Raw genomic sequence first — 23,388 nt, forward strand, 5'->3', positions numbered from 1 at the left:
CCCGGCGTCCGCGGGAGAGGCAGTCACGCGGTCAACTCCCCGTGGAGCGTACGAGGGCGGCCGCGGTGCGCACCAGGATGCTGATGTCCTGCCACAGCGACCAGCTGTCGATGTACGCGTTGTCGAAGCGGGCGCGGTCCTCGATGGAGGTGTCGCCGCGCAGACCGTGGATCTGGGCGAGGCCGGTGATCCCGGTCGGCATGCGGTGCCGCTCGGCGTATCCGGGGTGGGCCTGGCTGAACTGCATGACGAAATAAGGGCGTTCGGGGCGCGGGCCGACGAGGCTCATGTCGCCGCGGAACACGTTCCACAGCTGGAGCAGCTCGTCCAGGGAGGTGCGCCGCAGGAACCGGCAGAACCACGCCATCTGCTTCTCGTCGGCGACGCTCCACCGGGTGGCGGACTCCATCGCGTCGATCGGGCGGTGCGTGCGGAACTTCAGCAGCGTGAAGGGCTTCCCGTCCTTCCCGACGCGCTCCTGCCGGAAGACGACGCCGGGCCCTTCGGCGAGGCGCAGCCACACGGCGCACACGAGCAGGACCGGGCTGGTCAGGACGAGGAGGGTGCCGGAGACGACGAGGTCGAGCGCGCGCTTGCCGGCGCTGCCACGGCGGCGGGCCGGCGGTCGCGGCCGGTAGCGGAACCCGGCGAGGTGCCGGGCCGCGTCGCCGGAGCGCGCCAGGTATGGGTCGGCCGACGGGTCGAACTCCCAGACGCCGCAGCCGTACTCGCCGAGCACCGCCAGCCAGGTCGCCCGGTCGGGCGCCGCGCCGTCGAGGAGGAGCGCCCGCCGCACCCCGTTCCGGATGATCGCGCGGCGCAGTTCGTCGGCCGTGCCGAGGACGGGCAGGTCGGGCCCGTCGCGGTCGGGCGGCCGTTCGGGCCCCTTGTCCGCCAGGATGCCGACGGGGCGTACGCCCGAGCGCGGGTGGCGCAGCAGGGCGGCGGCGACCGGCCGGGCGATGGTCTCGGGGCCGATGAGGAGGGTCGGGCAGGGGCGGCGCGCGGCGGCCTCGCGGCGCCGCCGGTAGACGAGGCCCCGGCCCGCGCCCGCGAGGAGACAGTGCAGAGCGGCGCCCGCCGCGAGCGTGGCGGCGGGCAGCGGGTCGAGCTGCGGGAACCCCGCGAGCCCGGCCGCCATGGCGCACCAGATCACCACGATGCGGCCGCCGATCGCGGGCCAGTCGTCTAGCAGAAGGCGGGGCGCGTCGCCGCGGTAGAGGCCCGCGCGCGCGTTCGCCGCCACGACCCCGGCGGCCAGCGCGATCACGAGCAGCGGGTGGTGCTGGACCGGCGCGATCACGAGGGTGCTCAGCACGGCGGCCGTACCGTCCGCCGCGAGGAGGGGCGTACGGGAGGGGTGCCGCTCGGCGGCGCGCCTTCCCGCAGGTGACCGGCGGCCGCCCGCCTCGGCACGTGGCGGGATGACCGAGGCGGTGAGGGTGCTCGGCGCAGTGGCGCGTGGCTGCCCCGCGGGGGAGGCAACGGTACGTTCCGCGGTCACGTGTTGATGGGCTCCCTGCACTCTGTGGGCTCCACGCCCAGTAGTTCGCGGTACACGTCTGCGACCGCGTCGGCGGTGCGCCGCACGTCGTGGTGCGTGCGCGCGTGCTGGAGGGCGAGGCCGCCGAGCGCGCCGAGCCGGTGGGGGTCGCGCAGCAGACCGGTCAGGGCGCGGGCGAGTGCCGCGGGGTCGTCCGGCGGGACGAGGCAGTCGGCCACGAGGCCGGCGGGCAGGCTCTCGCGGGCGCCGTCCACGTCGGTGACGACGACGGGCCGCCCGCAGGCCATGGCCTCCAGGGGCGCGAGCGCCATGCCCTCCCAGCGGGACGGCAGCACCACGAGGTCGGCCTGCCGGTACCAGGGCACGGGGTCGTCGGCGCCCACGAACCGTACGGAAGCGGTGGCCTGCCGGCGCAGCGCCGGCACGTCGGGCCCGTCCCCGACCAGCACGAGCCGAGCTCGCGGGAACCTCTCCTGTACGAGGGGCCAGGCGCGCACCAGGACGTCCTGGCCCTTCTGCCGGCAGATGCGCCCGACGCAGACCACCAGCGGATCGGCGGTGGCCTCGCGCGGTTCGGGCGCGGGCACGAAGCGGGTGAGGTCCACGCCGTTGGGGATGACGTCCCAGCGCGCGGTGATCCCGGCGCGCTCGCCCGTCGCGCGCTCCGCCTCGCTGACGCACACGACCCGGGAGGCCCAGCGCGCGCCCCGGCGCTCCCAGGCGAGGGCGATCCGGGCGGTGGCGCCGTCGACCGCCTCGAAGGACCAGGCGTGCGGCTGGAACACGGTGGGCACCCGGCCGCGGACGGCGAGGCGCGCGACGAGTCCGGCCTTGGCGCTGTGCGCGTGGACGAGGGTCGGTCGCGCCTGCGCCACGAGGCGGGCCAGGCCGCGTACTTCGCGCGCGATACCGGGCCCGGGCGAGCGGGTCGCCTCCCAGGGCAGAACGTCGCAGCCGATGCGGCGCAGCGATCCGGCGAGGGGACCGTCGGGCGGGCAGGCCACGCTGATCCGCATGCCGGCCGTGAGCTGAGCCTCGGTCAGATCACGGACGACGCGGGCCACTCCGCCGTCGACGGGCTGGGTGACATGGAGGACACGCGGTCGAGAGGGTGTCGCTGTCAGTTGCATGCGCGTTTCCCTTCGTCATGGAGGAGGGAGACGCGCTAGGGCTTGGCGTCGACCGCTGCGAAGAGCACGCCGATCCAGGCCGTGTCCCGCCGCGATGTCATCCGGAGGTCTAGCCCCGGCCCCCGCTGTCCGATGCCCCGGCCGAGCGCGAAGACGTCCGAGTCGTAGCCGAGGGTGTCGGCGTACGCGGGGACCCTTCTCGGCTGCGCGCGTCCCGGTTCACTGATGCTCGAATTGAGCACGTCGTCGGCCGGGTTGGCCGCGTTCTGGAGCGCGACGGGCAGGGCCCCGCGTCCCGAGGAGACACTCAGCGCGTCACCCTTGACGCCGCGGTCGCCGTTGTACGCGACCATGCCGACACGTCCGGCGCCGACGGGCAGCCCGGCCAGGTGGACCGTGTGGTCGCGGTGCCGCGCGTCGAAGGAGGCGAACCCGTCCCACAGCGCGAGCCGCCGCAGCGGCTCCGACGCCTTCTCGTACGCGGCGACCAGCGTCCAGCCGCCCCAGGCCCCGGCCGCCGAGCGCCCCTTCGCCACATTGAGCTGCGCGACGGTGTACGACCCGCCGCCGGACGCGCGCACGAGCCGGGTGACATCGGCGGACGCCTGATAGGCATCGGCGCCGCCCGCGACGCGGTGCCCGATCAACGTGTCCGCGCGCACCGCCCTGTACTTCCCGCCGGGTTCGTGCAGCAGCACGCGGCCGTTGTCCCTGGCCGGCTTCTGCTCGCCCGCGCGGAGATTGCCACCCCAGTAGAGCCGCGCGTACGTGACCCTCGCGCCGGCGGGCAGCCGGACCTCCGCGCTGCTGGAGTTGTACGTGTTCGGGTCGCGGTCGATGTCCGTGTAGACCATGTCGAAGTCACCGTTGGCCGCCGCCCTGCCCGAACGGGCCGCGGGGCACGACACCTTGGCCCCGACGGCAGCGGTCCGGCAGCTGATCGCCGCGTTGGCCGCCCGCACCACTCCACCGTGCTGAAGCGCCCGGTAGCGCTGGGTGAAAGCGATGCTCTCCGCCTCACGGGCCGGCGGCGCGACCGCGGCGCCACAGGTCGCGGAAACCGCTGCAAGAGCAATGACGCCCACCGCCGTGCGGCGCAGGAACGAGCCCGTGTGATGACGCATGGCCGATTCCCTTTCAGGGACAAAGAGCTTCTGAATCACGGAAATGAGAATGCGAAAGTCACATTTGATGGGAAACGGTTCTGCGCCCCGCCTCGCCGGGCCGGGAGGTGAGCCACTGTAGCGACAGATGAGGATTTATCTGGGAAACCCGACATGTGTGTCTGAATGGTGAAGAAGTGAATTATCCGCCACGCGGTCACCCGATCGGGGGCGCAACCCCGCACGGGTGGCGCACGTTGATCCACGAGCCGGGCGCTTGCCCCGGAGACGTATCAACCGACCGAGGAGCACTCCCCCATGTCGCGTACCGCGAAGGCCTTTGTCTTTTCCACCGTTGCCGCCGCCGCTCTGGCCGGCACCGCCGGCGTCGCCGCCGCCGACAGTGGCGCGCAGGGTGCCGCCACCCACTCCGCCGGCGTGATCTCGGGCAACACCGTCCAGGTTCCCGTTCACGTCCCCGTGAACGCCTGCAGCAACACGGTCGACGTGATCGGCCTGCTGAACCCGACGTTCGGCACCCGCTGCGCCGTCAACTGATCCGGTTTCCCCTCGGACACTTCCGTGCGGCCGCCCCTTTCGGGGCGGCCGTTCTTGTGTGCGTTGCGCCGTATGGGGGAGGGCCCCGCAGACCCCCGAACGGCCGCCCCACCTGGCACGACACGCCGAGAGACGAGGGCGATCACACACGGCGTGTCGCCGTTCGGTTGCGCAGTGCGATCAGCCATTCCACGGTGGTCACAAGATCAGACACGCACCACCGAAAGGGAACAAACATGCACCATCAGCCCGTACGGCGCATTGCTACCACCGCTCTTTGCGCGACGATTCTCCTCGGCACCGCCGCCCCCGCGATAGCCGCCGAAAGCGACCCGGGAAGCTCCAGCAGCGTCGAGGCACTGCGCGCACCGGTTCCCGGAGCGGATGCGCTGCTGGGCCAGGTCGGCACGCTCGGCAGCATGAGTTCCGTCATCACGCCGGTCACGGACCTGCTCACCGAGGTCCTCAAGGCCGACGACGGAAAGCTGTCCGCCGAGGCGGCACAGAAGCACGCGGACGCGATCAAGGCGGCCATCGACGCCGCCAAGGCCACCGTCCCCGCAACCACCACCACACCGAAGTCGGCCACCCCCGACGACGCCAAGGCGGCCCGGAAGGACGTGAAGGGCGACGCCCTGACCGCGCTCCAGACCGCCGTCGACGCGCTGCTCAAGGCGTCCACCGCGGGTGACGTCGCGGGCGTGGCCACGGCGGCCACGAACGTCGTCACCGGCCTGGTGAACCTGCTCGCCGCCACGCTGCTCGGTGGCGGGCTGCCCGCGCCCACTCTGCCGGGCCTGCCCAAGCTCCCCGCACTCCCGGGGGTCCCGCTCCCGTCCACGGCGTCCCTCCCGTCCACCTCCACGCTCCCGCAGACGCCGGCGCTCCCCAAGGCTCCCGCCCTGCACGACTGACGGGGGCGTGCCCGTATCGAAGCGGGCGCCCCCGCCCACCCGTCGCGCCGGTCCTGCACCGGCGCGGCGGGCTTTTCATGTTCCGGCCGTGCCTGATCGGGCGCCCTGCGCCGACAATTCACCTCCTCCTAAATCTCATATGAGAACTCCACGGCCCTTCGTTCGAGTGGGTTCGGCAAATCCCCTGACCTCAGAGTTTCCGTTGCCGGGGACGCTCGTTGGATATTCCGTCGCTGGTGACAAATCGTCACCCCAAGGAAGGAACATGATGAAGCCCCTGAAGGCCGCCGCCGTCGTCGCCGGATCCATGGTCATCGCCGGTGCAGCCGCACCCGCCTTCGCCTCCGACCTCACGCCGACGAGCCTCAACGGCGCGATCGAGACGCTGAGCCACCAGTCGGTGCTCGACGCCCAGCCTCTGCACACCAACATGCTCGACACGGAGCGGGGCGGTTCGGTCCTCAACACGGTGCAGGACACGGCGGACAACGTGAACGACGCCGGTGCGGGCGCCCCGGCCGGACTCCTCGGCGGCCTTCCCCTCGGCAAGTAGCGATCTGCGCGGGTGTGTTCCTGCCACCCGCCGTACAACCAGGTTCATAAGCTGCAAAAAACCCCAATTGGGAAGGTTTTTGAGATGAACACTGCCAAGAAGGCTGCTCTGGTCATGGCCGTCGCCGGTCTCGCTGCGGGCGCCGCTTCGGGCAGCGCCTTCGCCCACGGCGGCGCCGGCGCGGAGGGTGCCGCGGTGGGCTCCCCGGGCGTCGGTTCGGGCAACGTCGTCCAGGTGCCGATCGACGTTCCGGTCAACGCCGTCGGGAACACCGTCGACGTCATCGGCCTGCTGAACCCGGCCTTCGGCAACAGCGGCCAGATCGGCTGACGCAGCCCTTCGCGCGCCTCTCGCGCGAAGCGGCACTCAGGCCGACAAGAGGCCGGCCCCCCGCTCCGAGCGGCCCCGGACCGGCCTCTTGGCGTGTCCGGCGCGGCCCCAATTCTCGTTCGAGTGGGGGCCGTTCCCCCAAGCGGGTGAAAGGTCGCCGGGGCGCCCGGCGCCCGTGGCTACGCTGCCGTGGTGACTTCAACGCCGACTGAGAACCGCGCCTTCCGCGCCATCGATCTGGGCACCCTCGCCGTCATCGCATGGAGCGGCGAACACCCGGACGAGGCAGGGGACATGCCCTTCCTGCTGGCCTACTCCCTGGGGGACGGCGCGGGCGGGCAGGAGGCATCGACCGAAGCGGTACGAATCCTGCTGGAGAACAACGGCCTGCCGGTCGGCAAGGTCGTGGACGCCACGGGCAAGCCCAGCTTCCCCGTCTCGCTGCTCGTCGAGGCCGGCCAGGCCGTCGTCAACATGCCGTACCTCAATGCCCAGTGCGTCGCGCCCCCCGAGTGGCTGGCCGCCGCGGCCGAACGCGGTTACGCGTACTTCGTGTTCACCACGCGCCCCTGGACCTCGGCGGTGCCCGGCAGCCCGGTCGCCGAGGAGGACTTCGCCTCGTTCGCGGGCGACGAGGCGACGCTGACCGGCGCGGCCCACTGCCTGCTCCCCGTACGCAAGCTGCGCGTCTGACGAGAAGGAAGTGGCCCATGGGAACCACGAACACCGAGGGACGCCCGGCCCCGATGCCGCGGCAGCCCGGTCCAACTCGGCACGGTGACAGCTCGGTTGAGGCTTCGCGTTCCGCTCCGGAGTCCCGTTCCCTGGGTTTCGCGCTGCTTCTGGTGATCACCGGTGCGGCGGGGCTGCTCGCGGCGTGGGTCATCACGATCGACAAGTTCAAGCTGCTCGAGGACCCGAACTTCACGCCGGGCTGCAGTCTGAACCCGGTCGTGTCGTGCGGGAACATCATGAAGAGCGAGCAGGCGTCGGCGTTCGGGTTCCCGAACCCGATGCTGGGGCTCGCGGCCTACGCGGTCGTGATCTGTGTGGGGATGAGCCTGCTGGGGCGGGCGAGCTTCCCGCGCTGGTACTGGCTGACGTTCAACGCGGGCACGCTGTTCGGGGTCGGGTTCTGCACGTGGCTGCAGTTCCAGTCGCTGTACCGGATCAACTCGCTGTGCCTGTGGTGCTCTTTGGCGTGGGTCGCCACGATCGTCATGTTCTGGTACGTGACGTCGTTCAACGTGCGCAACGGGTTCCTGCCCGCGCCGTCGTGGCTGCGGTCGTTCTTCGGCGAGTTCACGTGGGTTCTTCCCGTGCTGCACGTCGGGATCATCGGGATGCTGATCCTGACCCGCTGGTGGGACTTCTGGACCAGCTGATACACATATCGGCCAATTGCGCCGGGCGAGGGAAATTTGCACTGATGCCGCCCGCCGGGTCGTTACTCCTTTCGCGGTGACCAGTACCGCGAAGCCCGAAAGGATCCGTGTCCGACATGAAGCCAACTGCCAGAGGGACGCTCGCTGTACTGGCCGGCTGCCTCGCCGCCGCGGGCGCGGGCGCCGCTCCCGCCGTCGCGGGCGAGCAGGTACCCGTAGCCGTTCCGCTGACCGGTGTGGAGAACGCGCTGCACGTGAAGGCGCCCGAGCTGTCGACCGGAGTGCCGATCCCGCTGCCGGGCGGGCCCGACGCCCCGCGCTTCGTGGCCGGGCGGATGCTTCCCGAGCCGCTGCTGCCGGCGGTTCCGCTCAGCAGCGAGTTGCCCGAAACGCGGCTCGAGGCGCCGCTGTCCCAGGTGACGGGGGACCACAAGGTCGATCACCTGGGCCTGACCACCGCGGGGTCCGACGTGCGGACGGCCACCCCCGGAGCGTCGGTCAACCCGCCGCTCACCGGCCCGCCGGCCGACCGCTTCGGGCTCCCGGATGTGGCGCTTCCCGAGGCCGCGGTCGTAACTCCGCTGCTGACGACGGCGCCGGGAGCCGCGCTCGACATCGCGTGACCCGCACGCAGTATGGAAGAGGAGACGCCAGTGGAAGCCGGTACCCCACCTGTCGGTCTCGGTCCCGTCGGCCAGGGGGTCGTGACGCGCCGGACCGCAGTGCGGCGGCTGATCGGGGTCGCGCTCGCCGCCGCCGTGGTGCCGGCCGCCGCCCTCGTCGGCCGGACCTTCCGCGAGCCGCACGACGATCTGCGGGGCGCGTCCGGCAGGGACTTCGAGGAGACCTACCGCGGCCGTCACATCCGCGGAACGCGCGGACAGGGCTCGATGATGCGCGCCCACCTCGGGCAGAAGCCGGGGCAGCGGTCCGGGCGCTGGGACGTCACGGTCGACGGCCGGCCGCTGCATCTGATGCGCCGTGCCGACGGCAGCTATCTGAGCATGGTCGACCACTACCAGTCGTATCCCACCCCCCTGGCCGCGGCGAGGGGGGCCGTGGACGAGCTCGGTCACCAGATACTGCGCCGGCAGGTGCTCTGAGCGCCGCGGCACAGCCGAAGTTGAAGGAGCAGGACGGCGTTGGTCTACACGCGGCAGAACCAGAGCGCGCTCACGACAGCGCAGAAGAAGCGGTTCGTGTCCGCGCTGCTCGCGATCAAACGCAGCGGGCAGTACGACGAATTCGTGCGAATGCACGTGGCGTTCTACGTCGGTGACGGGGACGGCGGGCAGCGGGTCGCGCACATGGCGCCGACCTTCCTGCCCTGGCACAGGCAGTTCCTCCTGGAGTTCGAAGGCGCGCTTCAGCGCGTGGACCCCGGGGTCTCCGTCCCCTACTGGGACTGGACGGTGGACCGCTCCCCCACGTCGTCGCTGTGGGGCGAGGGGTTCCTCGGCGGGAACGGCCGCCGCTCCGACCGGCGGGTGACGACCGGTCCTTTCGCCTACGGGAACGGGCACTGGCCCATCAAGGAGGGCGTGACGGAGGGCGAATACCTGACCCGGGACTTCGGCCGCCCCCACGATCCGATCGAGCTGCCCACCAAGGACGAACTGGCCTGGGCCATGCAGGATGCGCTGTACGACTCGGCCCCGTGGAACTCGACGTCCTCACGCGGGTTCCGCAACAAGGTCGAGGGCTGGACCTCGGGGGTGGGGAACGGCAAGTTCCGTAACCACAACCGGGTGCACCGGTGGGTCGGCGGGCACATGCTCGGCGCGGACGCAGTGAACGACCCGGTCTTCTGGCTCAACCACGCGTTCGTTGATCTGCTCTGGTCGCGCTGGCACCGGAATTACCCCGACTCGGCTCCCTATTTGCCGGCCGGAGGGACGATGGGGCGTGTCGTGACTCTTGACGAGCCGATGCCGCCCTGGAAAGTGAAGCCGAGTTCGATGATCGAGCACGGGCATTTGTATCGGTACGCATAATCCGCGCCACTCATGAGAAAAGGCCCCCGCGCATCCGCGCCGGGGGCCTTTGTCGGGGTGTCAGCCGCCGTAGCCGCCGTTGTCGCCCCCGTCGTGGTCCTCATCGTTGGCGCAGGCGTTGCCGAAGGCCGGGTTCAGCAGGCCGATGACGTCGACGGTGTTGCCGCAGAGGTTGATCGGGACGTGGACCGGGACCTGGGCGGCGTTGCCCGAGACGACGCCGGGCGAACCGGCGGCCACGCCCTGGGCGCCGGCGTCGGCCATGGCCAGGCCGGCACCGCTGATCACCACGGCGCCGGTGCCGAGCGCGACAGCGGCGGCCTTCGCGATGCGAGACATCACGTTCTCCTTTTTGCTGGACGGATACGGCCGCAAGATCGCGTCCGCATACCGGTTCAACGGACTCGCCCCGCCCAGGTAACGGCCTTAACGACATCCATCCGACGGACCCCGATTTATGGTGATTCCGGCGGAATAGGGCGGCCTAGTTCCGTTGCGCACGGTCGCCTGTGCGGAAAATCGTCGGAAATTCGTGGCGCGAATTATTGCGGGGCGGAGGGCACGAATGGTGGCACGGTGCCGGGCGGCTCTTCGTGGCGGTGGCGCAGGAGGAGCATCGCCGCGTCGTCGTGCAGGGGGCCCGCCGCGTGGTGGACCAGGTCGGCGCGCAGCTCCTTGAGGGCGGCCTCCGGGTCGGGGTCCTTGAGGAGCGAGGCGCGGTCGCCGAGCGGGTAGAAGTCTCCGGCCCGGTCCCGCGCCTCCGTGACGCCGTCGGTGTACAGGAGGATCTGGTCGCCCGGCTCGAACCCGACGGTGTACGGCTCGGGCCCCTCCGCTCCGTGCACGCCGAGGCCGAGCGGCAGCGCGTACTGCGGCGGGCGCGGGAAGTGGGCCGAGCCGTCGGGGCGTACGAGCATGGCGGCCGGGTGCCCGAAGTTGAGGAACGTGACCTCGCTGCCGCCGCCCCGTACCTCGGCGAGGAGCGCGGTCACGAACTTCTCGCCGTGCAGGTCCCGGTCCACGGCGCGCTCCAGGCGGCGGCTCAGGCCGAGCAGTTCGGGCTCGTCGTGCGCGGCCTCGCGGAACGCGCCGAGGACGAGCGCCGCCGTCTCGACGGCGTCGAGCCCCTTGCCCTGCACATCGCCGATGATCACGCGTACGCCGCCCGGCGAGGCCACGACCTCGTACAGATCGCCGCCTATCCGGGCCTCTGCCACCGCCGATGTGTACGACACCGCCACCCGCAGCGGGCCGGCGCTGCGGGGCACCGGGCGCAGCAGCACGCGCTGGGCCACCTCCGCTATCGAGCGCACGCTCGCCAGCTCGGCGTCCCGGCGGCCGCGCATCACAGCGGCGGCTATGCCCGTGGCGGTCACGCCGAGGACGCAGATCAGCGCCGTGTACCCCCGGCGCTCGCCCAACTGCCCGTCGTCCACCGCGAGGAGCGAGCACAGGGCCATGGCGATGCCGCCGATCCACGCCGTGCGCCGCCAGCTGCCCACGAGGCCCGCGAAGGCGGGGCCGAGCGAGGCGAGCGGCAGCAGACCCCCGCCCGGGCCGGACGCCACGTCCGCGAGCGCGACCAGAGCCATGACCCCGTAGGGCAGGGCGGACAGCACGCGGTACGCCCGGCCTCTCCCCCGGCTTTCCTGACCCTTCGCCTCGGTCATACGTCACCCCGGCTTGACCAACGGCCGGTGGAGTGGCGAAAGTTCCCGCAACGGCCTCGCAAAGGGCGGTAAAACCCGGCATCAATGAACAGTAAAGATTGCCGGGATATGGCAATGTGCGAACGCCGGTCGTGGTGCGAGGATGTGGCCATCACCGAAGGGGGCGGCCGGTACGGGTACGGCCGGAAGGGGGATGCGGTGACGGTTTTTCTGGGGCTCGGTATCGCGGGGGTCGTGCTGCTGGTGCTCGCCCTCGTCTTCGACGGCGTGCTCGAAGGGCTCTTCGGCGGCGCCGGGTTCCTCGACGGGCTCTTCGACGGGCTGCTCTCGCTGCCGGTCGTCGCCGGGTTCGTCTCGATGCTCGGCTTCGGCGGTGCACTCGTGCTCGGCACCACCGGCCTCGGGGCGGGGCCCGCCACCGCCGTGGGGGCCGGCGCGGGGGTCGCGGCCGGGTGGCTGACCTGGCGGCTGAGTCGGGCCCTGATGCGCGATCAGGACGGATCCGCCCCGCGCGGCGACGACCTCGTCGGCACGGCGGGTTCCGTCGTCACGGCGATCCCGGCCGACGGCTACGGCGAGGTGCTGCTGCGGCTCGCCGGCCAGCCGGTGAAGCTCGCGGCGAAGAGCGCAGGGGCGACGGCCGTGGCACGGGGCAGCGAGATCTGGGTCGAGGAGTCCCTCTCGCCCACGTCGGTCGCCGTGCGGCCCGTCCAGCGCTGAGCGCCTCCGCCGGGGTCCTACAGCCGTGGCCATACATACGTAATCGATCCACCGTCCCCCAGGGGGCAGGAGGGGGGAATCACCATGAGTCCAGTGCTCATCTCCGTCATCGGAGTCGTCGTACTCGTCGTGCTGCTCGCGCTCGTCGTCGTGACCCGGTACAAGGTGGCCGGGCCCAGCGAGGCGTTCATCGTCACCGGGCGGCGCGGGAAGCAGGCCACCGACCCGGAGACCGGCCGGGTGTTCACCGACAACAGCGGCCAGAAGGTCGTGGTCGGCGGCGGCGTCTTCGTCGTCCCGTTCGTCCAGCAGAAGTTCACCCTCGACCTGTCGTCGCGGCACATTCCGATCGCCGTGCGCGGCGCGGTCACGCTGCGCGGAGTGAAGGCCAACCTCGAGGGCGTCGCCATCGTCAAGGTCGGCGGCACCGAGGACTCGATCCGGGCCGCGGCCCAGCGCTTCCTCGCCCAGCAGGGCGGCATCGTCGGCTTCACGCAGGAGGTGCTCTCGGGCGCCCTGCGCTCCATCGTCGGCCGGATGTCGGTCGAGGACATCATCCGGGACCGGGCCGCGTTCGCCGGGCAGGTCGCCGAGGAGGCCGAGGCCAGCCTCTCCGGGCAGGGCCTCGTCCTCGACGCCTTCCAGATCCAGGACATCACCACCGAGGGCTCGTACCTGGAGGACCTCGGCCGGCCCGAGGCCGCCCGCGCCAAGCAGGAGGCCGACATCGCCGAGGCGGTCGCGCGCCGCGCCGCCGAGCAGGCCCGGCTGAAGGCTGAGGAGGAGATCGCGATCGCGCAGCGGACCTTCTACCTGAAGCAGGCCGAGATCAAGGCCGAGACCGACGAGGCCGCGGCGCGTGCCGGGGCCGCCGGTCCGCTGGCCGAGGCCGCGCGCCGGCAGGAGGTGCTCGCCGAGCAGGAGAAGGTCGCCCAGCGCCAGGCGGCCCTGACCGACCGCGAGCTGGACACCCAGGTCCGTAAGCCCGCCGACGCCGCGCGCTACCAGGCCGAGCAGGAGGCGGAGGCCCGCCGTATCGGTCTGGTCAAGCAGGCGGAGGCCGACGCCGCGCGGTCGCGGCTGACCGGTGAGGGCGAGAAGGCGCACCGTGCGGCGCTCGCCGACGCCGTCCGCCTGGAGGGTGAGGCCGAGGCGGCCTCGATCGGCGCGAAGGGTGCCGCCGAGGCGGAGGCCATGCACAAGAAGGCCGACGCGTTCGCGCGGTACGGCGACGCCGCGGTGCTCCAGATGGTCGTCGAGGTGCTGCCGAGCGTCGTCGCGAAGGCGTCCGAGCCGCTGAGCGCCGTGGACAAGATGACGGTGATCTCGACGGACGGCGCGAGCCAGCTGTCGCGCACGGTCGCCGACAACGTCGCGCAGGGGGTCGAACTCCTCAGCTCCACCACGGGAGTCGACCTGGCGTCGCTCCTCAAGGGGCTTACTTCGGGATCGGGTTCGGCAGCTGCGGCCAAGGGGCAGGTGCCTGCGCCCGCGGCCGGATCCGCTTCCGCTTCCGCCGCGGACAGCAACGGCCGGATCGAGGTCGCCGGGGAGTAACTTCCCAGGCAGCGGCATCAGCAGGGCGGCGTCCGCCGTATTCAGGTCGTCGGGATTCCGGTCCCGGGGCCGGTCTACGGGCATGGGCGCCGCCCTGTTGCCGTGACCGGCGCCGCCCCGTCAGTGCGTGGACACCAGTGGCCGTAGACGCGTCGTGCTCAGGCGGTCCACCAGTGGGGCGGCCCGGGTCGCGAGCGGGGTGAGCAGGAGGGCCAGAGTGGCGCCTACGGCCAGGCCCACCGCGACGTCGTGCGGGTAGTGCGCGCCGATCCACACCCGGGAGGCGCCCATCAGGACCGCCGCCGGGACCGCGATCAGGCCGATGCGGCGGTCGGCGAGCAGCAGCGTGACGGCCGCCGCGGCGGCGATCACCGCGTGGTTGCTGGGGAACGACCAGTCCCCGAGTGCCGGGCACGCCTCCACGGTCACCGTGTGGAGCGTGCGGCACGGACGCTGTTCGTCGACGACCGACTTGAACAGGGAGTTCACCGCATAGGCGACCACGACGATGACCGGGGACGCGAGGGCCCGGGCCATCAGGACGCCGCCCTCGCCTCTCGCGCGCCACCACGCCGCGATCATGAGTACGGCGAAAAGCGCGAGCCCGTAGTCCGACCAGGCGGACACGACGGCGTTCACCGCGTGCGGAGTGCTGTGCGCCAGGTCGGTCACCCACGTGTAGAGACCGCCGTCCACGGACGCGCCGCTGAAGGCGAGGGGTGCGGTCATGAAGTGCCCTCCTCCGCGGCGCGGCGCTCACGAGACCGGGCGCGGGAGCGCCACACCTCCAGGACCAGCGGGATCAGGGAGACGATGACGACGAGGGCGACGATCGGCAGGAGGTAACGGTCGACGTTCGGCACCGACGAGCCGAGTCCGTAGCCCGCGAGGACCAGGCCGACCGTCCAGACGAGGCCGCCGACGACCTGCCACACCGTGAAGACCCGCGCCGGCACCCCGAGCGCTCCGGCCAGCGGATTGAGCACCGTACGGACGACGGGGACGAATCGGGCCAGGACGATCGCCTTGGCGTGCCCGTACCGATCGAGAAGCTCCTCGGCGCGGGCCGCCCCCTCGTGCAGCCGCTTGGCTCTGCTGCGGGCGAGGAGCGCGCGGCCGCCGCGCCGCCCGATCCAGTACCCGGCCTGCGCTCCGGCCAGCGCGCCCACGACGGCGGCGGCCAGGACCTGCGGCAGCGAGAGGTGGACGGGCCCGTGCGAGCCGCCCGCGCACAGCAGGCCGGCCGTGAAGAGCAGCGAGTCGCCCGGCAGGAAGAACCCGACGAGCAGTCCGGTCTCCGCGAACAGGACGACGGCCACGCCGAGGGCGCCGAAGGCGGACAGGAGGGAACCCGCGTCCAGCACGTTCACCGCTTGGGCGGCGGCGAGGGGGTCTACGGCCATGGGGCCGCTCCTCTCTCGGTCGTCTCATAATGGGCTGAACGGCGGCCGCGAGCCGGCGCGCCGACCGCACGACTACAGTCGTGTAGACGGTCTACTCAACTGTAGACGAAGAAGAGCGGAGGATCGTTCCATGGCCGAGGAGCAGGAACGGCGTCCCGCGGGCGAGCTGGAGGCGAGCGTCCTCGCCGCGCTCTGGGCCGCCGAGACGCCGCTCACACCCGGCGAGGTGCAGCGGGCGCTCGCCGACGGCCTGGCCCGCACCACCGTGACCACGATCCTGACCCGGCTCTACGGCAAGGGGACGGTCACCCGGGACCGGGCGGGCCGCGGCTACGCGTACCGGCCCGCGCAGGACGCGCACGGGCTCACGGCCCGCCGTATGCACGCCGAACTCGACAAGGACGAGGACCGCGGCACGGTGCTGGCCCGTTTCGTCTCCGAGCTGAGCAGCGAGGACGAGCAGATGCTGCGCGCGCTGCTCGACGGCGACGGCGGAGGCGACAGCGGTACCGAAGGCGGCACAGGGAGCGGCGACCCCGGAGGTACCGGCCGATGATCTTCGCCGTCTGGATCCCGCTGCTCATGCCGCTGCTCGCCGTGCCCGCCGCGCGGCGCGCCGCCGAGTGGCTGCCGCCCCGCGCGGCGGCGTGGACGCTGGCGGGCTTCTCCGTCGTCCTCGCCGGGTCCAGCACGGCCTCGCTCGGACTCCTCGCCTCCGCCGGGGCGCTGCGGCTGCCTCCCGTGGCCGCCCTCGGGCGTCTGTCGCCACCCCTCCTCGGCGACGGCTCCCCGGTGCTCGTTCCCGCGTCGGTCCTCGCCGCGCTCGCGTTGGCTGCTGGCGCGTTCGCGCTGGTCCGTACGGGGCTGCGGCAGCGGCGCGAGATGCGGGCGGCCCGCGCCGGGTCCGCCGGCGCCGACGAACTCTCCGTGCGGCCGGACGAACTCCCGTACGCCTACGCCCTTCCGGGCCGCCCCGGCCGGATCGTCGTGACGACGGGGATGCTGCGGTCCCTCGACGCGCGGGAGCGCGAGGTGCTCTTCGCGCACGAGCGCGCCCACCTCGCGGGCCGCCACCACCTGTTCCTCGCGGCGGCCGAACTGGCCGTCACCCTGCACCCGATGCTGCGCGGTCTGCGCGAACCCCTTGCCTACGCGCTCGAGCGCTGGGCGGACGAGTCCGCCGCCACCGCGACGGGCGACCGGGCGCTCACCGCGCGCGCGATCGGCCGGGCCGCTCTCGCCGCGGCCCGCTTCCCGGGGGCCGGATCACGGCCCCGTACGGCGCTCGCCGTCGCGGCCGGCCCGGTGCCGCGGCGCGTCACCGCCCTGCTGACCACGAACGCCACGTCGGCCCGCCCGCGCAAGGCGCTGCGGCGCGCGCTGGCCGGCGCGCTCCTGGTGTGCGCGGCGCTCTCGGCCGGCGCGGTCGCCGACGCGGCTCACGACCTGCACGCGGGCGTGGAGGTCGCCCAGGGAGAGACCGGCCGCTGAATCCGGCCTCCTCGCGCGCGTGGCCCGTCACTTACCCGTCTTCACCGTCCAGCTGACGCTGTTGGACGCCGCCCGGATCGCCGCCGGGTCCCGCAGCGACGCGCTGCTGTCGACGGCGGTCGCCGTGATGGTGTGCATGCCCTTGCGCGCGCCGAGCTCCTTGCCGGTGACGCTGTGCTCCGCGGCGGCGCGGCGCACCTCGACCCCGTCGACGTACCAGTGCACGCGCACGTCGGACAGGCCCTTGGCGAGCGGCGCGAGGTCCACGCGGATGTGGTCCTGGGGGCGCAGGGTGCGGGCGGTGGGGGTGCGGGCCGTGAGCACGTCGGCGTCGCGGTAGAAGCCGGCGATCATCGCCTCGCGGCCGACGAGGTTGAACTGCTCGGTGTCCAGGGCGCGCATGATCGAGTTCTGGGTGGGGCGGTAGATCCCGTACTCGTAGTAGCCGCCGCCCTCGTACGTGCCCACGGTCCCGCCCGCCGGGTCGCTCTCGCCGAGCCAGCGGTACCACTTGGCCTTGGCGCCGGACATGCCGTCCGCCGTCTGGATGCTGGTGTTGGGCTCGACGGGCTCCGCGCCGGGGTACCTGCCGTAGCCGTCGTACTGGTACTCGTCGGCCAGCAGGCCTATGGAGTGGCCCAGTTCGTGGGCGCCGATCAGGTACGAGCGGTCGTTGTCGGAGGACATCGTGGCGATGCCGGTGTGCCCGGCCGTCGACTGGACGCCGCTGTAACCGGCGCCGCCGTACTTCGTGGCGTTCGAGACGACGAAGACGATGTCGGAGTCCGGGGCCTGCTGTGCGTACGAGTCGACCTTCTTCTCGTCGATGCACAGCAGCCGCTCGACGTCGTCGCAGAAGAAGTAACTACTGAGCGCGGTGTCCTTGACGACGTCCTGGGTGGGATCCCCGGAGACACCCGATTCGTTCGAGACCGCGTTGACGAGCCAGAAGTTGAAGAGGCCCTTGTAGCTCTTGTACGGCTCGATCGCGAAGATCGAGGCGAGCTTGGACTCGGCGTCCTGCCTGAAGTCCTCCTGCTGGTCCGCCGTGTAGCCGTCGCCCATGATCACGAGGTCGAGGCGGCCCTCGGAGGGGCCCGTCTTCTGCAGCGCGGTGACCTCGCCGTCCGGGGCGGCCGTCGCGGGCGCGCGCCTCTCCTTACGGATCTCCGCCGGTACGGCGGCGGGAACCTGGACGTGCCGGCCCTCTCCGTGGGAGTCGGCGAAGTACTCGACCGTACGGGTCCCCGTGTCGGAACGGCCCGCGGCTTCGGCGGCGTCGGCGTGACCGGCGAGGCCGGCACCACCGAGGGCGGCGGCCGCGAGTACACCGGCGAGGAGCGCGGCAGGCAGGGGGCGGCGCGGGGACTTGGGTATCGGCACGAGGACCTCGGGTACTCAAGTAGGAGACATAAGTGCTGGGTTAATCAGACTTAATCGGTCGATCAACCTAGGGGGTGGCGTGACGGCTGACAAGGGGTAAGACTCAAGTGCCCTGCGGCGAAGAACAGTTGCGGGTGCGGAACCACGGAGCGGGACAGGAAGGGCGGCGCGCCGCACGATGACGCACGACAGCACCCCGGAGGCGGGCGGCCCCGGCTCCATACCGGACGGGGAACCCGGCCTCGTACCGGACGCCGAGCCCGCCGAACCTGCCGACGAACCCATCGGCCGCCGCGTCCTGCGTCTGCGTACGGAACGCGGGTTGACCCAGCGCCAGGTCGCCGAGCCCGTCTACACGCCCGCCTACATCTCCACCCTGGAAGCGGGCCGCGTCCGCCCCTCCGACGCCGCCCTGCGGCATGTCGCCGAGCGCCTCGGAGTGACCTACGAGGAGCTCACGACGGGGCAGCCCGCCCACCTCGCCACCCGGCTGCGCCTGCGCCTCACCGAGGCCCAGCGCGGGCTCACCACGGGCGCCGCCGAGGAGGCCGCCGTCCTCTACGAGAAGCTGCGTGCCGAGGCCGAGCGGCACGGCCTCACCGCCGAACAGGCCGCCGCCGAACTCGGCCTCGGCGAGTGCGCCCTGGAGACCGGCGAACTCCCCGCCGCCCACCGGCACTTCGAGGCCGCCGAAGCGCTGCTCGTCGCAGTAGGCGCACCGCTGCCCCAGCGCGCCCCCGTCGTGCGCGCGCGTGCCCTCGCGCACTACCTCTCCGGAGAGCTGCGGTACGCGTGCTACCTCCTGGAGTCCGCGCTCGACGAGCTGAACACCAGCGGCCTGCACGACCCGGACGCCCTGCTGCTGCTCTACACCGCGACCATCGCCCCGTACATGGACATGGGCGCCCACGCGCGCGCCGCGCAGGCCGCCGAGCTGGCGCTCTCGCTGGCCCCGCAGGCCGGGGACCCCGTACTCGTCGCCAAGATGCACCGCTCGGTGGCCCGTACGCTCCTCGCCGAGGGCCGCGCCGCGGAGGCCGACGCCTCCCTGAGCAAGGCCGCCGAGCTGTACCAGCGGCTCCAGATCCGCACCGAACTCGCGCACTGCCACTGGATGCGTGGCTATGTGCACGCCCAGGACGGCCGACTCGCCGACGCGGAAAGGGAGTTGAGAACCGCGCGCGACATGCTGTCGGCCAAGCGGGCGGTGCTCTACACGACGCAGGTCGAGGTGGAGCTGGCCGACGTACTGCGCCGCAGGGGCAGCAGCGACGAGGCGGCCGCGCTGCTGCGGGCCCTGCTCGGCGACCTGAATCCGGAGCGCGGCGCCGTCCACGCGGCGGGCGCGCACCGGCTGCTCGGCATCATCGCGGAGGAGTCGGGGGCCGCGGGCGACCCGGAGGACACGGCGGCGGCCGAGGCCGCGGAGGAGCACTACGTCACCGCACTGAGCCTGCTCGAACGCGCCGGCGCGGCGGGCGACCTGGCCGACCTGTGCCGCCTGCTCGGCGACCTCTACCGCCGCACGGGCCGTATCGACGCCGCCCTCGACACGTACCGCACGGGCCTCGGACACCGCGCCGCGCCCGGCACCACCACCCTCGGCCCGGCACCCGCCGAGCCGCCCGTGTGACCGGGAAGCCATCCACAGGCTGGAGTTATCCACAGGCTGGGGAACCTCGTCGGCGGATTGTCGGCCGGTGGAGGCACTATGGGGCCATGACTGAGAGCAACGGGGCCCCTCGGGGGGCGGGCGGCGGATCCATGCCGGACTGGGAGAAGCGCTTCCGTGCGCCGCGGGTGTCCCTGCCCGACTGGGCGGAGGACGCGCCGGACCGCTCCCTGTTCGTGTCGAACGCGACGGGGACGTACGAGCTGTACGCGTGGGACCGGGCGACGGGCGAGCAGCGCAGAGCGACGGACCGGCCGAACGGGACGACGGACGGCGTCCTGTCCCCCGACGGCGAGTGGATCTGGTGGTTCAGCGACAAGGACGGCGACGAGTTCGGGGTGTGGCTGCGCCAGCCCTTCGGCGGGGGCGACGACGTCCCCGCGGTGGACGGGCTCGAAGCCTCGTACCCGGCGGGCCTGGCCATCGGGAGGGACGGTTCGACGGCGGTCGTGGGCCGCTCCACGGACGAGGACGGCACGACGATCCATGTCGTCCGCGACGGCGGCGCGCCCCAGGAGATCTACCGGCACCGCGAATCGGCCGGCGTCGGTGACCTCTCGCACGACGGCACCCTCATCGCCATCGAGCACACGGAGCACGGAGACGCCATGCACTCGGCGCTGCGTGTGGTGCGGCCCGACGGGACGACGGTCGCCGAGCTCGACGACACCAAGGGCGGCATGCAGGAGCTGGGCCTGGAAGTCCTGGGCTTCGCTCCGGTCGACGGGGACAACCGGCTCCTCGTCGGGCATCAGCGGCGCGGACGCTGGGAGCCGATGGTGTGGGACGTGGCGTCGGGCGAGGAGACCGATCTCGCCCTCGACCTGCCCGGTGACGTCTCCGCCGAGTGGTATCCGGACGGCTCCGCCCTCCTGGTCGCGCACAGCTTCGAGGCCCGCAGCGACCTGTGGCGGTACGAGGTCGGCTCGGGCGCGCTGACCCGCGTCGAGACGCCGCCGGGCACGGTGTCGGGGGCGACGGCGCGGCCCGACGGCAGCGTGGAGTACCTGTGGTCCTCGGCGGCGGAGCCATCGGTCGTCCGGTCCACGTCGGGTGGCGTGGTCCTCGATCCGCCCGGGCTCAAGGCGCCCGCGTCGGTGCCGGTGGAGGACGTGTGGGTCGAGGGGCCCGGCGGCCGCATCCACGCCCTCGTACAGAAGCCGGCGGGGACGACGGGGCCGCTGCCCACCGTGTTCGAGGTGCACGGGGGGCCGACGTGGCACGACAGCGACTCGTTCGCGGCCGGACCCGCGGCCTGGGTGGACCACGGGTACGCGGTGGTCCGGGTCAACTACCGGGGCTCGACCGGATACGGGCGCGAGTGGACGGACGCGCTCAAGCACCGCGTCGGCCTCATCGAGCTGGAGGACGTCTCGGCGGTCCGCGAGTGGGCCGTGTCGTCCGGGCTCGCCGACCCGGACCGGCTCGTCCTCGCGGGCGGCTCGTGGGGCGGATACCTCACGCTCCTCGGCGTCGGCACCCAGCCGGACGTCTGGGCGGTGGGCCTCGCGGCCGTGCCCGTCGCGGACTACGTCACGGCGTACCACGACGAGATGGAGGCCCTCAAGGCGCTGGACCGCACGCTGTTCGGCGGCACCCCTGAAGAGGTCCCCGACCGCTTCACCGCCTCGTCCCCGCTGACGTACGTGGACGAGGTGAAGGCCCCGGTCTACATCTCGGCAGGGGTCAACGACCCGCGGTGCCCGATCCGCCAGATCGACAACTATGTGGACCGGCTCGCGGCACGCGGCGCGACGCACGAGGTGTACCGGTACGACGCGGGGCACGGTTCGCTCGTCGTGGAGGAGCGGATCAAGCAGGTGCGGCTGGAGCTGGACTTCGCGGCGCGCCATCTGACCTGACGGCGACGCTCTCGCGCGGGGCGGGCACGGGGACGCGAGGCTACGGGTCCCGGGGTGGGTGGTCCTGAGAGCCGGGCCCACCCCGCGGCCCGGGTCCCCGCGCGGGAGCCGTACCGTGGGGAGGGTGTACCGGTTCCTGCTGACCCCCCGGTGGTGGGGGATCAACCTGTTCGTCGTGCTCGCCATCCCCTTCTGCGTCTTCATGGGCTCCTGGCAGCTCGGCCGCTTCGAGGACCGGGTGCAGGGCCACAAGGACGCCTCGGCGCAGTCGACGGCGAACGAGAAGGCCGCGCCCCGGCCGCTCGACTCCCTGCTGCCCGTGGACCAGAAGACGTCCGGCAAGCGGGCCACCGCGACCGGGCACTACGGCAAGCAGTTCCTGGTCCCCGACCGTGAACTCGACGGCAGGACCGGCTTCTACGTGGTGACGCTGCTGCGCACGGAGGGGGGCGCCGGTCGGGCGCTGCCCGTCGTACGCGGCTGGGTGCCCGGCGCGGCGAGCGCCGCGAAGACTCCCGCCGCGCCCCGGGGCGAGGTCACCGTCACCGGCGCGCTCCAGGCCTCCGAGAGCCCCGGCTCGGGCGGGGCGCCCGCCGCGGGGGGCCTGCCGGCCGGGCAGCTCGGCGCGATCAGCGCGGCATCCCTGGTGAACCTCGTCCCGTACGACGTCTACGACGCGTGGGTCACGCTCGACAGGGCGGACTCGGGGATGACGGCGGTACCGGCGACGGCGCCGCAGGGCAGTGGCCTCGACCTGAAGGCGTTCCAGAACCTGGGCTACACCGGCGAGTGGTTCGTCTTCGCGGGCTTCGTGGTCTTCATGTGGTTCCGCCTGCTGCGCCGCGAGGCGGAGTTCGCGCGGGACGCCGCCCTGGGGCTCACGGAATCGGATGACGCTTCGGACGCGGCAGACTCCCCGGAGCCCGCGAGCCCCGAAGCGGCCCGAGGCTAGTCCGGCACCTCCGCCGCAAGGGCGAGTGCGAGTGCGAGGCGCCCCCGGCGAGGCCGGGTTTCGCCCCGCCGCTCCCCCTAGGACGCCGGCAGAATCCCCGTGCGGTACACCGTTCCCGAGCACGCGTTGGGGATGGTCGCGCTGGAGGAGGGCGTGCCCCCTTCCGCTGTGTGGGAGACCGCTACGCTGCCGTCGGCCGTCGGGCCCTCGGCCACCAGCTGCGTGGACAGGCCGCTCTGGTCCGGGTTCGAGCCCGTCGCGTCGCCCGTGGTGCCGCCGGACGGGGTCGGGCTGGGCGACGGGTCGCCACCGCCTCCCGTGGTCGGGCACTCCGCGGACGGGATCCATGCGAAGCGGACCTCGTACGACATGCCCGGTTCGAGGATCAGCTGGCTGGGCTCCGTCGACGGGTCGGGCAGCCCGGTCGCGGCGTCGCCCGCCGTGTGGTCGACGACGTTGACCTTGGCCGGGTCGGCCGCGCCCTGGGCCATGACGGAGACGGTGCCGGGGGTGTCCACGGAGCAGTTCGCCTGGGAGATGTTCGTGACGCGGAAGGAGCCGTAGACATTGCCGCCCGCGTCGGCCGCGCCGACGTTCGCCGGGGCGCCGCCGAGGTCGGCCGCCCCGCAGACCGGGGAGCTCGCGGCCGCCGTGCTCGCGGGATCAGGGCCCCCGGTGGCACCACCGCCCGCACCCTTGCCCTTGTCACCGGGCTTGCCCTTCTTGCCGTCCTTGTCCTTGGACTTGGACTTGCCCGAAGGGCTCCCCGTGCCGCTCTCGCCGCCGTCGGGCCCCTTCCCGGAGCCCGTACCGCCGTGCGACGCCTCGCTGTTGCCGGCGATGGACGGCCGGTCGTTCGACCCGCTCTGGCCCGCCACATGGACGAGCGCGGGGATCGCCGTGCCGATGAACAGGGCCGCGGCCGCCATACCGACGACGGCCTGCCGCTTACGGGCCCGCCGGGCGGGCACTGCGCGGCGCAGATGTTCGAGCGTCCCGTTCGTCGGCTCGATCTCCTCCACGGCCTCGTGCAACAGGCGCCGCAGCGCCAGCTCGTCACTGCCGAGGGAGTCCAGCGGGTCGACAGAGTCCGCGCCGCCCGCGGAGTCCGGGCGGCCGAAGGGATCCTCGGGACCGCCGAAGAGGCCGTCGTCCTGGCCGGGGCCGTGATTCACAGTTCCATCCCCGGATCCCACATGCCTGTTCT

Annotated in this window: 25 protein-coding genes; 16 read left to right on the top strand and 9 right to left on the bottom strand. The window is 72.5% G+C overall.

What is annotated here, in order from left to right:
• Positions 1 to 31: 31 nt before the first annotated feature.
• The 3 genes from OG574_RS23270 to OG574_RS23280 are packed head-to-tail and all read right to left on the bottom strand — an operon-like array spanning position 32 to position 3,758.
• Positions 32 to 1,504, bottom strand: a complete 1,473-nt coding sequence (locus OG574_RS23270; RefSeq protein ID WP_326774784.1) for an exopolysaccharide biosynthesis polyprenyl glycosylphosphotransferase — start codon at positions 1,502 to 1,504, stop codon at positions 32 to 34.
• Complete coding sequence (locus tag OG574_RS23275) at positions 1,501 to 2,634, bottom strand: glycosyltransferase (protein WP_326774785.1); 1,134 nt, start codon at positions 2,632 to 2,634, stop codon at positions 1,501 to 1,503. The genes OG574_RS23270 and OG574_RS23275 overlap by 4 nt, the downstream gene beginning before the upstream one ends.
• A 35-nt stretch (positions 2,635 to 2,669) precedes the next feature.
• Positions 2,670 to 3,758, bottom strand: coding sequence for a DUF3344 domain-containing protein (locus OG574_RS23280; protein ID WP_326774786.1), 1,089 nt, complete (start codon positions 3,756 to 3,758; stop codon positions 2,670 to 2,672).
• Positions 3,759 to 4,055: 297 nt separating this feature from the next.
• On the opposite strand from OG574_RS23280, the gene OG574_RS23285 reads away from it, so the two are divergent.
• The 9 genes from OG574_RS23285 (at position 4,056) to OG574_RS23325 (ending at position 9,471) form a co-directional block, all read left to right on the top strand.
• The gene (locus OG574_RS23285) at positions 4,056 to 4,295 is read left to right on the top strand and encodes a chaplin (RefSeq protein WP_326774787.1); all 240 of its coding nucleotides are present in this window, start codon (positions 4,056 to 4,058) and stop codon (positions 4,293 to 4,295) included.
• Positions 4,296 to 4,531: 236 nt separating this feature from the next.
• A complete protein-coding gene (locus OG574_RS23290) occupies positions 4,532 to 5,209 on the top strand; it encodes a hypothetical protein (RefSeq protein WP_326774788.1) in 678 nt (225 codons plus the stop codon).
• A 268-nt stretch (positions 5,210 to 5,477) separates the two neighbouring features.
• Entirely contained in the window at positions 5,478 to 5,762 is a 285-nt protein-coding gene (locus OG574_RS23295; protein ID WP_326778588.1) for a hypothetical protein, read from the top strand.
• A gap of 84 nt (positions 5,763 to 5,846) precedes the next feature.
• A complete protein-coding gene (locus OG574_RS23300) occupies positions 5,847 to 6,092 on the top strand; it encodes a chaplin (protein ID WP_326774789.1) in 246 nt (81 codons plus the stop codon).
• 192 nt (positions 6,093 to 6,284) lie between these two features.
• On the top strand, positions 6,285 to 6,785 hold the full coding sequence (locus OG574_RS23305) for a DUF5949 family protein (protein ID WP_326774790.1): 501 nt from the start codon (positions 6,285 to 6,287) through the stop codon (positions 6,783 to 6,785).
• A 53-nt stretch (positions 6,786 to 6,838) separates the two neighbouring features.
• On the top strand, positions 6,839 to 7,477 hold the full coding sequence (locus OG574_RS23310) for a vitamin K epoxide reductase family protein (RefSeq protein WP_326778589.1): 639 nt from the start codon (positions 6,839 to 6,841) through the stop codon (positions 7,475 to 7,477).
• A 116-nt stretch (positions 7,478 to 7,593) separates the two neighbouring features.
• A complete protein-coding gene (locus OG574_RS23315; RefSeq protein WP_326774791.1) occupies positions 7,594 to 8,100 on the top strand; it encodes a hypothetical protein in 507 nt (168 codons plus the stop codon).
• A gap of 12 nt (positions 8,101 to 8,112) precedes the next feature.
• Positions 8,113 to 8,580, top strand: coding sequence for a tyrosinase family oxidase copper chaperone (locus OG574_RS23320; protein WP_326774792.1), 468 nt, complete (start codon positions 8,113 to 8,115; stop codon positions 8,578 to 8,580).
• A 39-nt stretch (positions 8,581 to 8,619) separates the two neighbouring features.
• Positions 8,620 to 9,471: a tyrosinase family protein gene (locus tag OG574_RS23325; protein WP_326774793.1), complete on the top strand. Its 852-nt coding sequence runs from the start codon at positions 8,620 to 8,622 to the stop codon at positions 9,469 to 9,471.
• 60 nt (positions 9,472 to 9,531) lie between these two features.
• On the opposite strand, the gene OG574_RS23330 is transcribed toward OG574_RS23325, so the two are convergent.
• Positions 9,532 to 9,810, bottom strand: coding sequence for a chaplin (locus OG574_RS23330; RefSeq protein WP_326774794.1), 279 nt, complete (start codon positions 9,808 to 9,810; stop codon positions 9,532 to 9,534).
• 203 nt (positions 9,811 to 10,013) lie between these two features.
• On the bottom strand, positions 10,014 to 11,141 hold the full coding sequence (locus OG574_RS23335; RefSeq protein WP_326774795.1) for a PP2C family protein-serine/threonine phosphatase: 1,128 nt from the start codon (positions 11,139 to 11,141) through the stop codon (positions 10,014 to 10,016).
• 198 nt (positions 11,142 to 11,339) lie between these two features.
• On the opposite strand from OG574_RS23335, the gene OG574_RS23340 reads away from it, so the two are divergent.
• Positions 11,340 to 11,861, top strand: coding sequence for a hypothetical protein (locus OG574_RS23340; protein WP_326774796.1), 522 nt, complete (start codon positions 11,340 to 11,342; stop codon positions 11,859 to 11,861).
• Positions 11,862 to 11,945: 84 nt separating this feature from the next.
• A complete protein-coding gene (locus OG574_RS23345) occupies positions 11,946 to 13,418 on the top strand; it encodes a flotillin family protein (protein ID WP_326774797.1) in 1,473 nt (490 codons plus the stop codon).
• 120 nt (positions 13,419 to 13,538) lie between these two features.
• On the opposite strand, the gene OG574_RS23350 is transcribed toward OG574_RS23345, so the two are convergent.
• A complete protein-coding gene (locus OG574_RS23350) occupies positions 13,539 to 14,147 on the bottom strand; it encodes a phosphatase PAP2 family protein (protein ID WP_326774798.1) in 609 nt (202 codons plus the stop codon).
• Positions 14,144 to 14,821: a DedA family protein gene (locus OG574_RS23355; RefSeq protein ID WP_326774799.1), complete on the bottom strand. Its 678-nt coding sequence runs from the start codon at positions 14,819 to 14,821 to the stop codon at positions 14,144 to 14,146. The genes OG574_RS23350 and OG574_RS23355 overlap by 4 nt, the downstream gene beginning before the upstream one ends.
• 130 nt (positions 14,822 to 14,951) lie before the next feature.
• Between OG574_RS23355 and OG574_RS23360 the strand changes: the two genes are divergently transcribed.
• Together OG574_RS23360 and OG574_RS23365 are read left to right on the top strand one after the other, a co-directional pair.
• On the top strand, positions 14,952 to 15,377 hold the full coding sequence (locus tag OG574_RS23360) for a BlaI/MecI/CopY family transcriptional regulator (RefSeq protein WP_326774800.1): 426 nt from the start codon (positions 14,952 to 14,954) through the stop codon (positions 15,375 to 15,377).
• Positions 15,374 to 16,312: a M56 family metallopeptidase gene (locus OG574_RS23365; protein ID WP_326774801.1), complete on the top strand. Its 939-nt coding sequence runs from the start codon at positions 15,374 to 15,376 to the stop codon at positions 16,310 to 16,312. Before OG574_RS23360 ends, OG574_RS23365 begins: the two co-directional genes overlap by 4 nt.
• 27 nt (positions 16,313 to 16,339) lie before the next feature.
• Here the strand turns inward: OG574_RS23365 and OG574_RS23370 are convergent, their stop codons facing one another.
• Entirely contained in the window at positions 16,340 to 17,695 is a 1,356-nt protein-coding gene (locus OG574_RS23370) for a M64 family metallopeptidase (RefSeq protein WP_326774802.1), read from the bottom strand.
• 178 nt (positions 17,696 to 17,873) lie between these two features.
• Between OG574_RS23370 and OG574_RS23375 the strand changes: the two genes are divergently transcribed.
• The 3 genes from OG574_RS23375 (at position 17,874) to OG574_RS23385 (ending at position 22,181) form a co-directional block, all read left to right on the top strand.
• Complete coding sequence (locus OG574_RS23375; protein ID WP_326774803.1) at positions 17,874 to 19,328, top strand: helix-turn-helix domain-containing protein; 1,455 nt, start codon at positions 17,874 to 17,876, stop codon at positions 19,326 to 19,328.
• Positions 19,329 to 19,414: 86 nt separating this feature from the next.
• Complete coding sequence (locus tag OG574_RS23380) at positions 19,415 to 21,229, top strand: S9 family peptidase (RefSeq protein WP_326774804.1); 1,815 nt, start codon at positions 19,415 to 19,417, stop codon at positions 21,227 to 21,229.
• Between the two features lie 124 nt (positions 21,230 to 21,353).
• Positions 21,354 to 22,181 carry an SURF1 family protein gene (locus OG574_RS23385; RefSeq protein WP_326774805.1) on the top strand — a complete coding sequence of 276 codons (828 nt, stop codon included), beginning with the start codon at positions 21,354 to 21,356 and terminating at the stop codon, positions 22,179 to 22,181.
• 77 nt (positions 22,182 to 22,258) lie between these two features.
• Here OG574_RS23385 and OG574_RS23390 read toward each other — a convergent pair whose 3' ends face one another.
• Positions 22,259 to 23,356 carry a hypothetical protein gene (locus OG574_RS23390; protein WP_326774806.1) on the bottom strand — a complete coding sequence of 366 codons (1,098 nt, stop codon included), beginning with the start codon at positions 23,354 to 23,356 and terminating at the stop codon, positions 22,259 to 22,261.
• Positions 23,357 to 23,388 lie beyond the last annotated feature (32 nt).

Source organism: Streptomyces sp. NBC_01445 (assembly GCF_035918235.1).
Taxonomy (GTDB): domain Bacteria; phylum Actinomycetota; class Actinomycetes; order Streptomycetales; family Streptomycetaceae; genus Streptomyces.

What these genes read in the sequence shown, in the direction of transcription:
- OG574_RS23300 (WP_326774789.1), top strand. Translation starts at nt 5,847, where the DNA reads ATGAACACTGCCAAGAAGGCTGCTCTGGTCATGGCCGTCGCCGGTCTC.
- OG574_RS23375 (WP_326774803.1), top strand. Translation starts at nt 17,874, where the DNA reads ATGACGCACGACAGCACCCCGGAGGCGGGCGGCCCCGGCTCCATACCG.
- OG574_RS23355 (WP_326774799.1), bottom strand. Translation starts at nt 14,821, where the DNA reads ATGGCCGTAGACCCCCTCGCCGCCGCCCAAGCGGTGAACGTGCTGGAC.
- OG574_RS23275 (WP_326774785.1), bottom strand. Translation starts at nt 2,634, where the DNA reads ATGCAACTGACAGCGACACCCTCTCGACCGCGTGTCCTCCATGTCACC.
- OG574_RS23345 (WP_326774797.1), top strand. Translation starts at nt 11,946, where the DNA reads ATGAGTCCAGTGCTCATCTCCGTCATCGGAGTCGTCGTACTCGTCGTG.
- OG574_RS23350 (WP_326774798.1), bottom strand. Translation starts at nt 14,147, where the DNA reads ATGACCGCACCCCTCGCCTTCAGCGGCGCGTCCGTGGACGGCGGTCTC.
- OG574_RS23295 (WP_326778588.1), top strand. Translation starts at nt 5,478, where the DNA reads ATGAAGCCCCTGAAGGCCGCCGCCGTCGTCGCCGGATCCATGGTCATC.
- OG574_RS23335 (WP_326774795.1), bottom strand. Translation starts at nt 11,141, where the DNA reads ATGACCGAGGCGAAGGGTCAGGAAAGCCGGGGGAGAGGCCGGGCGTAC.
- OG574_RS23285 (WP_326774787.1), top strand. Translation starts at nt 4,056, where the DNA reads ATGTCGCGTACCGCGAAGGCCTTTGTCTTTTCCACCGTTGCCGCCGCC.
- OG574_RS23360 (WP_326774800.1), top strand. Translation starts at nt 14,952, where the DNA reads ATGGCCGAGGAGCAGGAACGGCGTCCCGCGGGCGAGCTGGAGGCGAGC.
- OG574_RS23380 (WP_326774804.1), top strand. Translation starts at nt 19,415, where the DNA reads ATGACTGAGAGCAACGGGGCCCCTCGGGGGGCGGGCGGCGGATCCATG.
- OG574_RS23320 (WP_326774792.1), top strand. Translation starts at nt 8,113, where the DNA reads ATGGAAGAGGAGACGCCAGTGGAAGCCGGTACCCCACCTGTCGGTCTC.
- OG574_RS23315 (WP_326774791.1), top strand. Translation starts at nt 7,594, where the DNA reads ATGAAGCCAACTGCCAGAGGGACGCTCGCTGTACTGGCCGGCTGCCTC.
- OG574_RS23310 (WP_326778589.1), top strand. Translation starts at nt 6,839, where the DNA reads ATGCCGCGGCAGCCCGGTCCAACTCGGCACGGTGACAGCTCGGTTGAG.
- OG574_RS23365 (WP_326774801.1), top strand. Translation starts at nt 15,374, where the DNA reads ATGATCTTCGCCGTCTGGATCCCGCTGCTCATGCCGCTGCTCGCCGTG.
- OG574_RS23290 (WP_326774788.1), top strand. Translation starts at nt 4,532, where the DNA reads ATGCACCATCAGCCCGTACGGCGCATTGCTACCACCGCTCTTTGCGCG.
- OG574_RS23330 (WP_326774794.1), bottom strand. Translation starts at nt 9,810, where the DNA reads ATGTCTCGCATCGCGAAGGCCGCCGCTGTCGCGCTCGGCACCGGCGCC.
- OG574_RS23280 (WP_326774786.1), bottom strand. Translation starts at nt 3,758, where the DNA reads ATGCGTCATCACACGGGCTCGTTCCTGCGCCGCACGGCGGTGGGCGTC.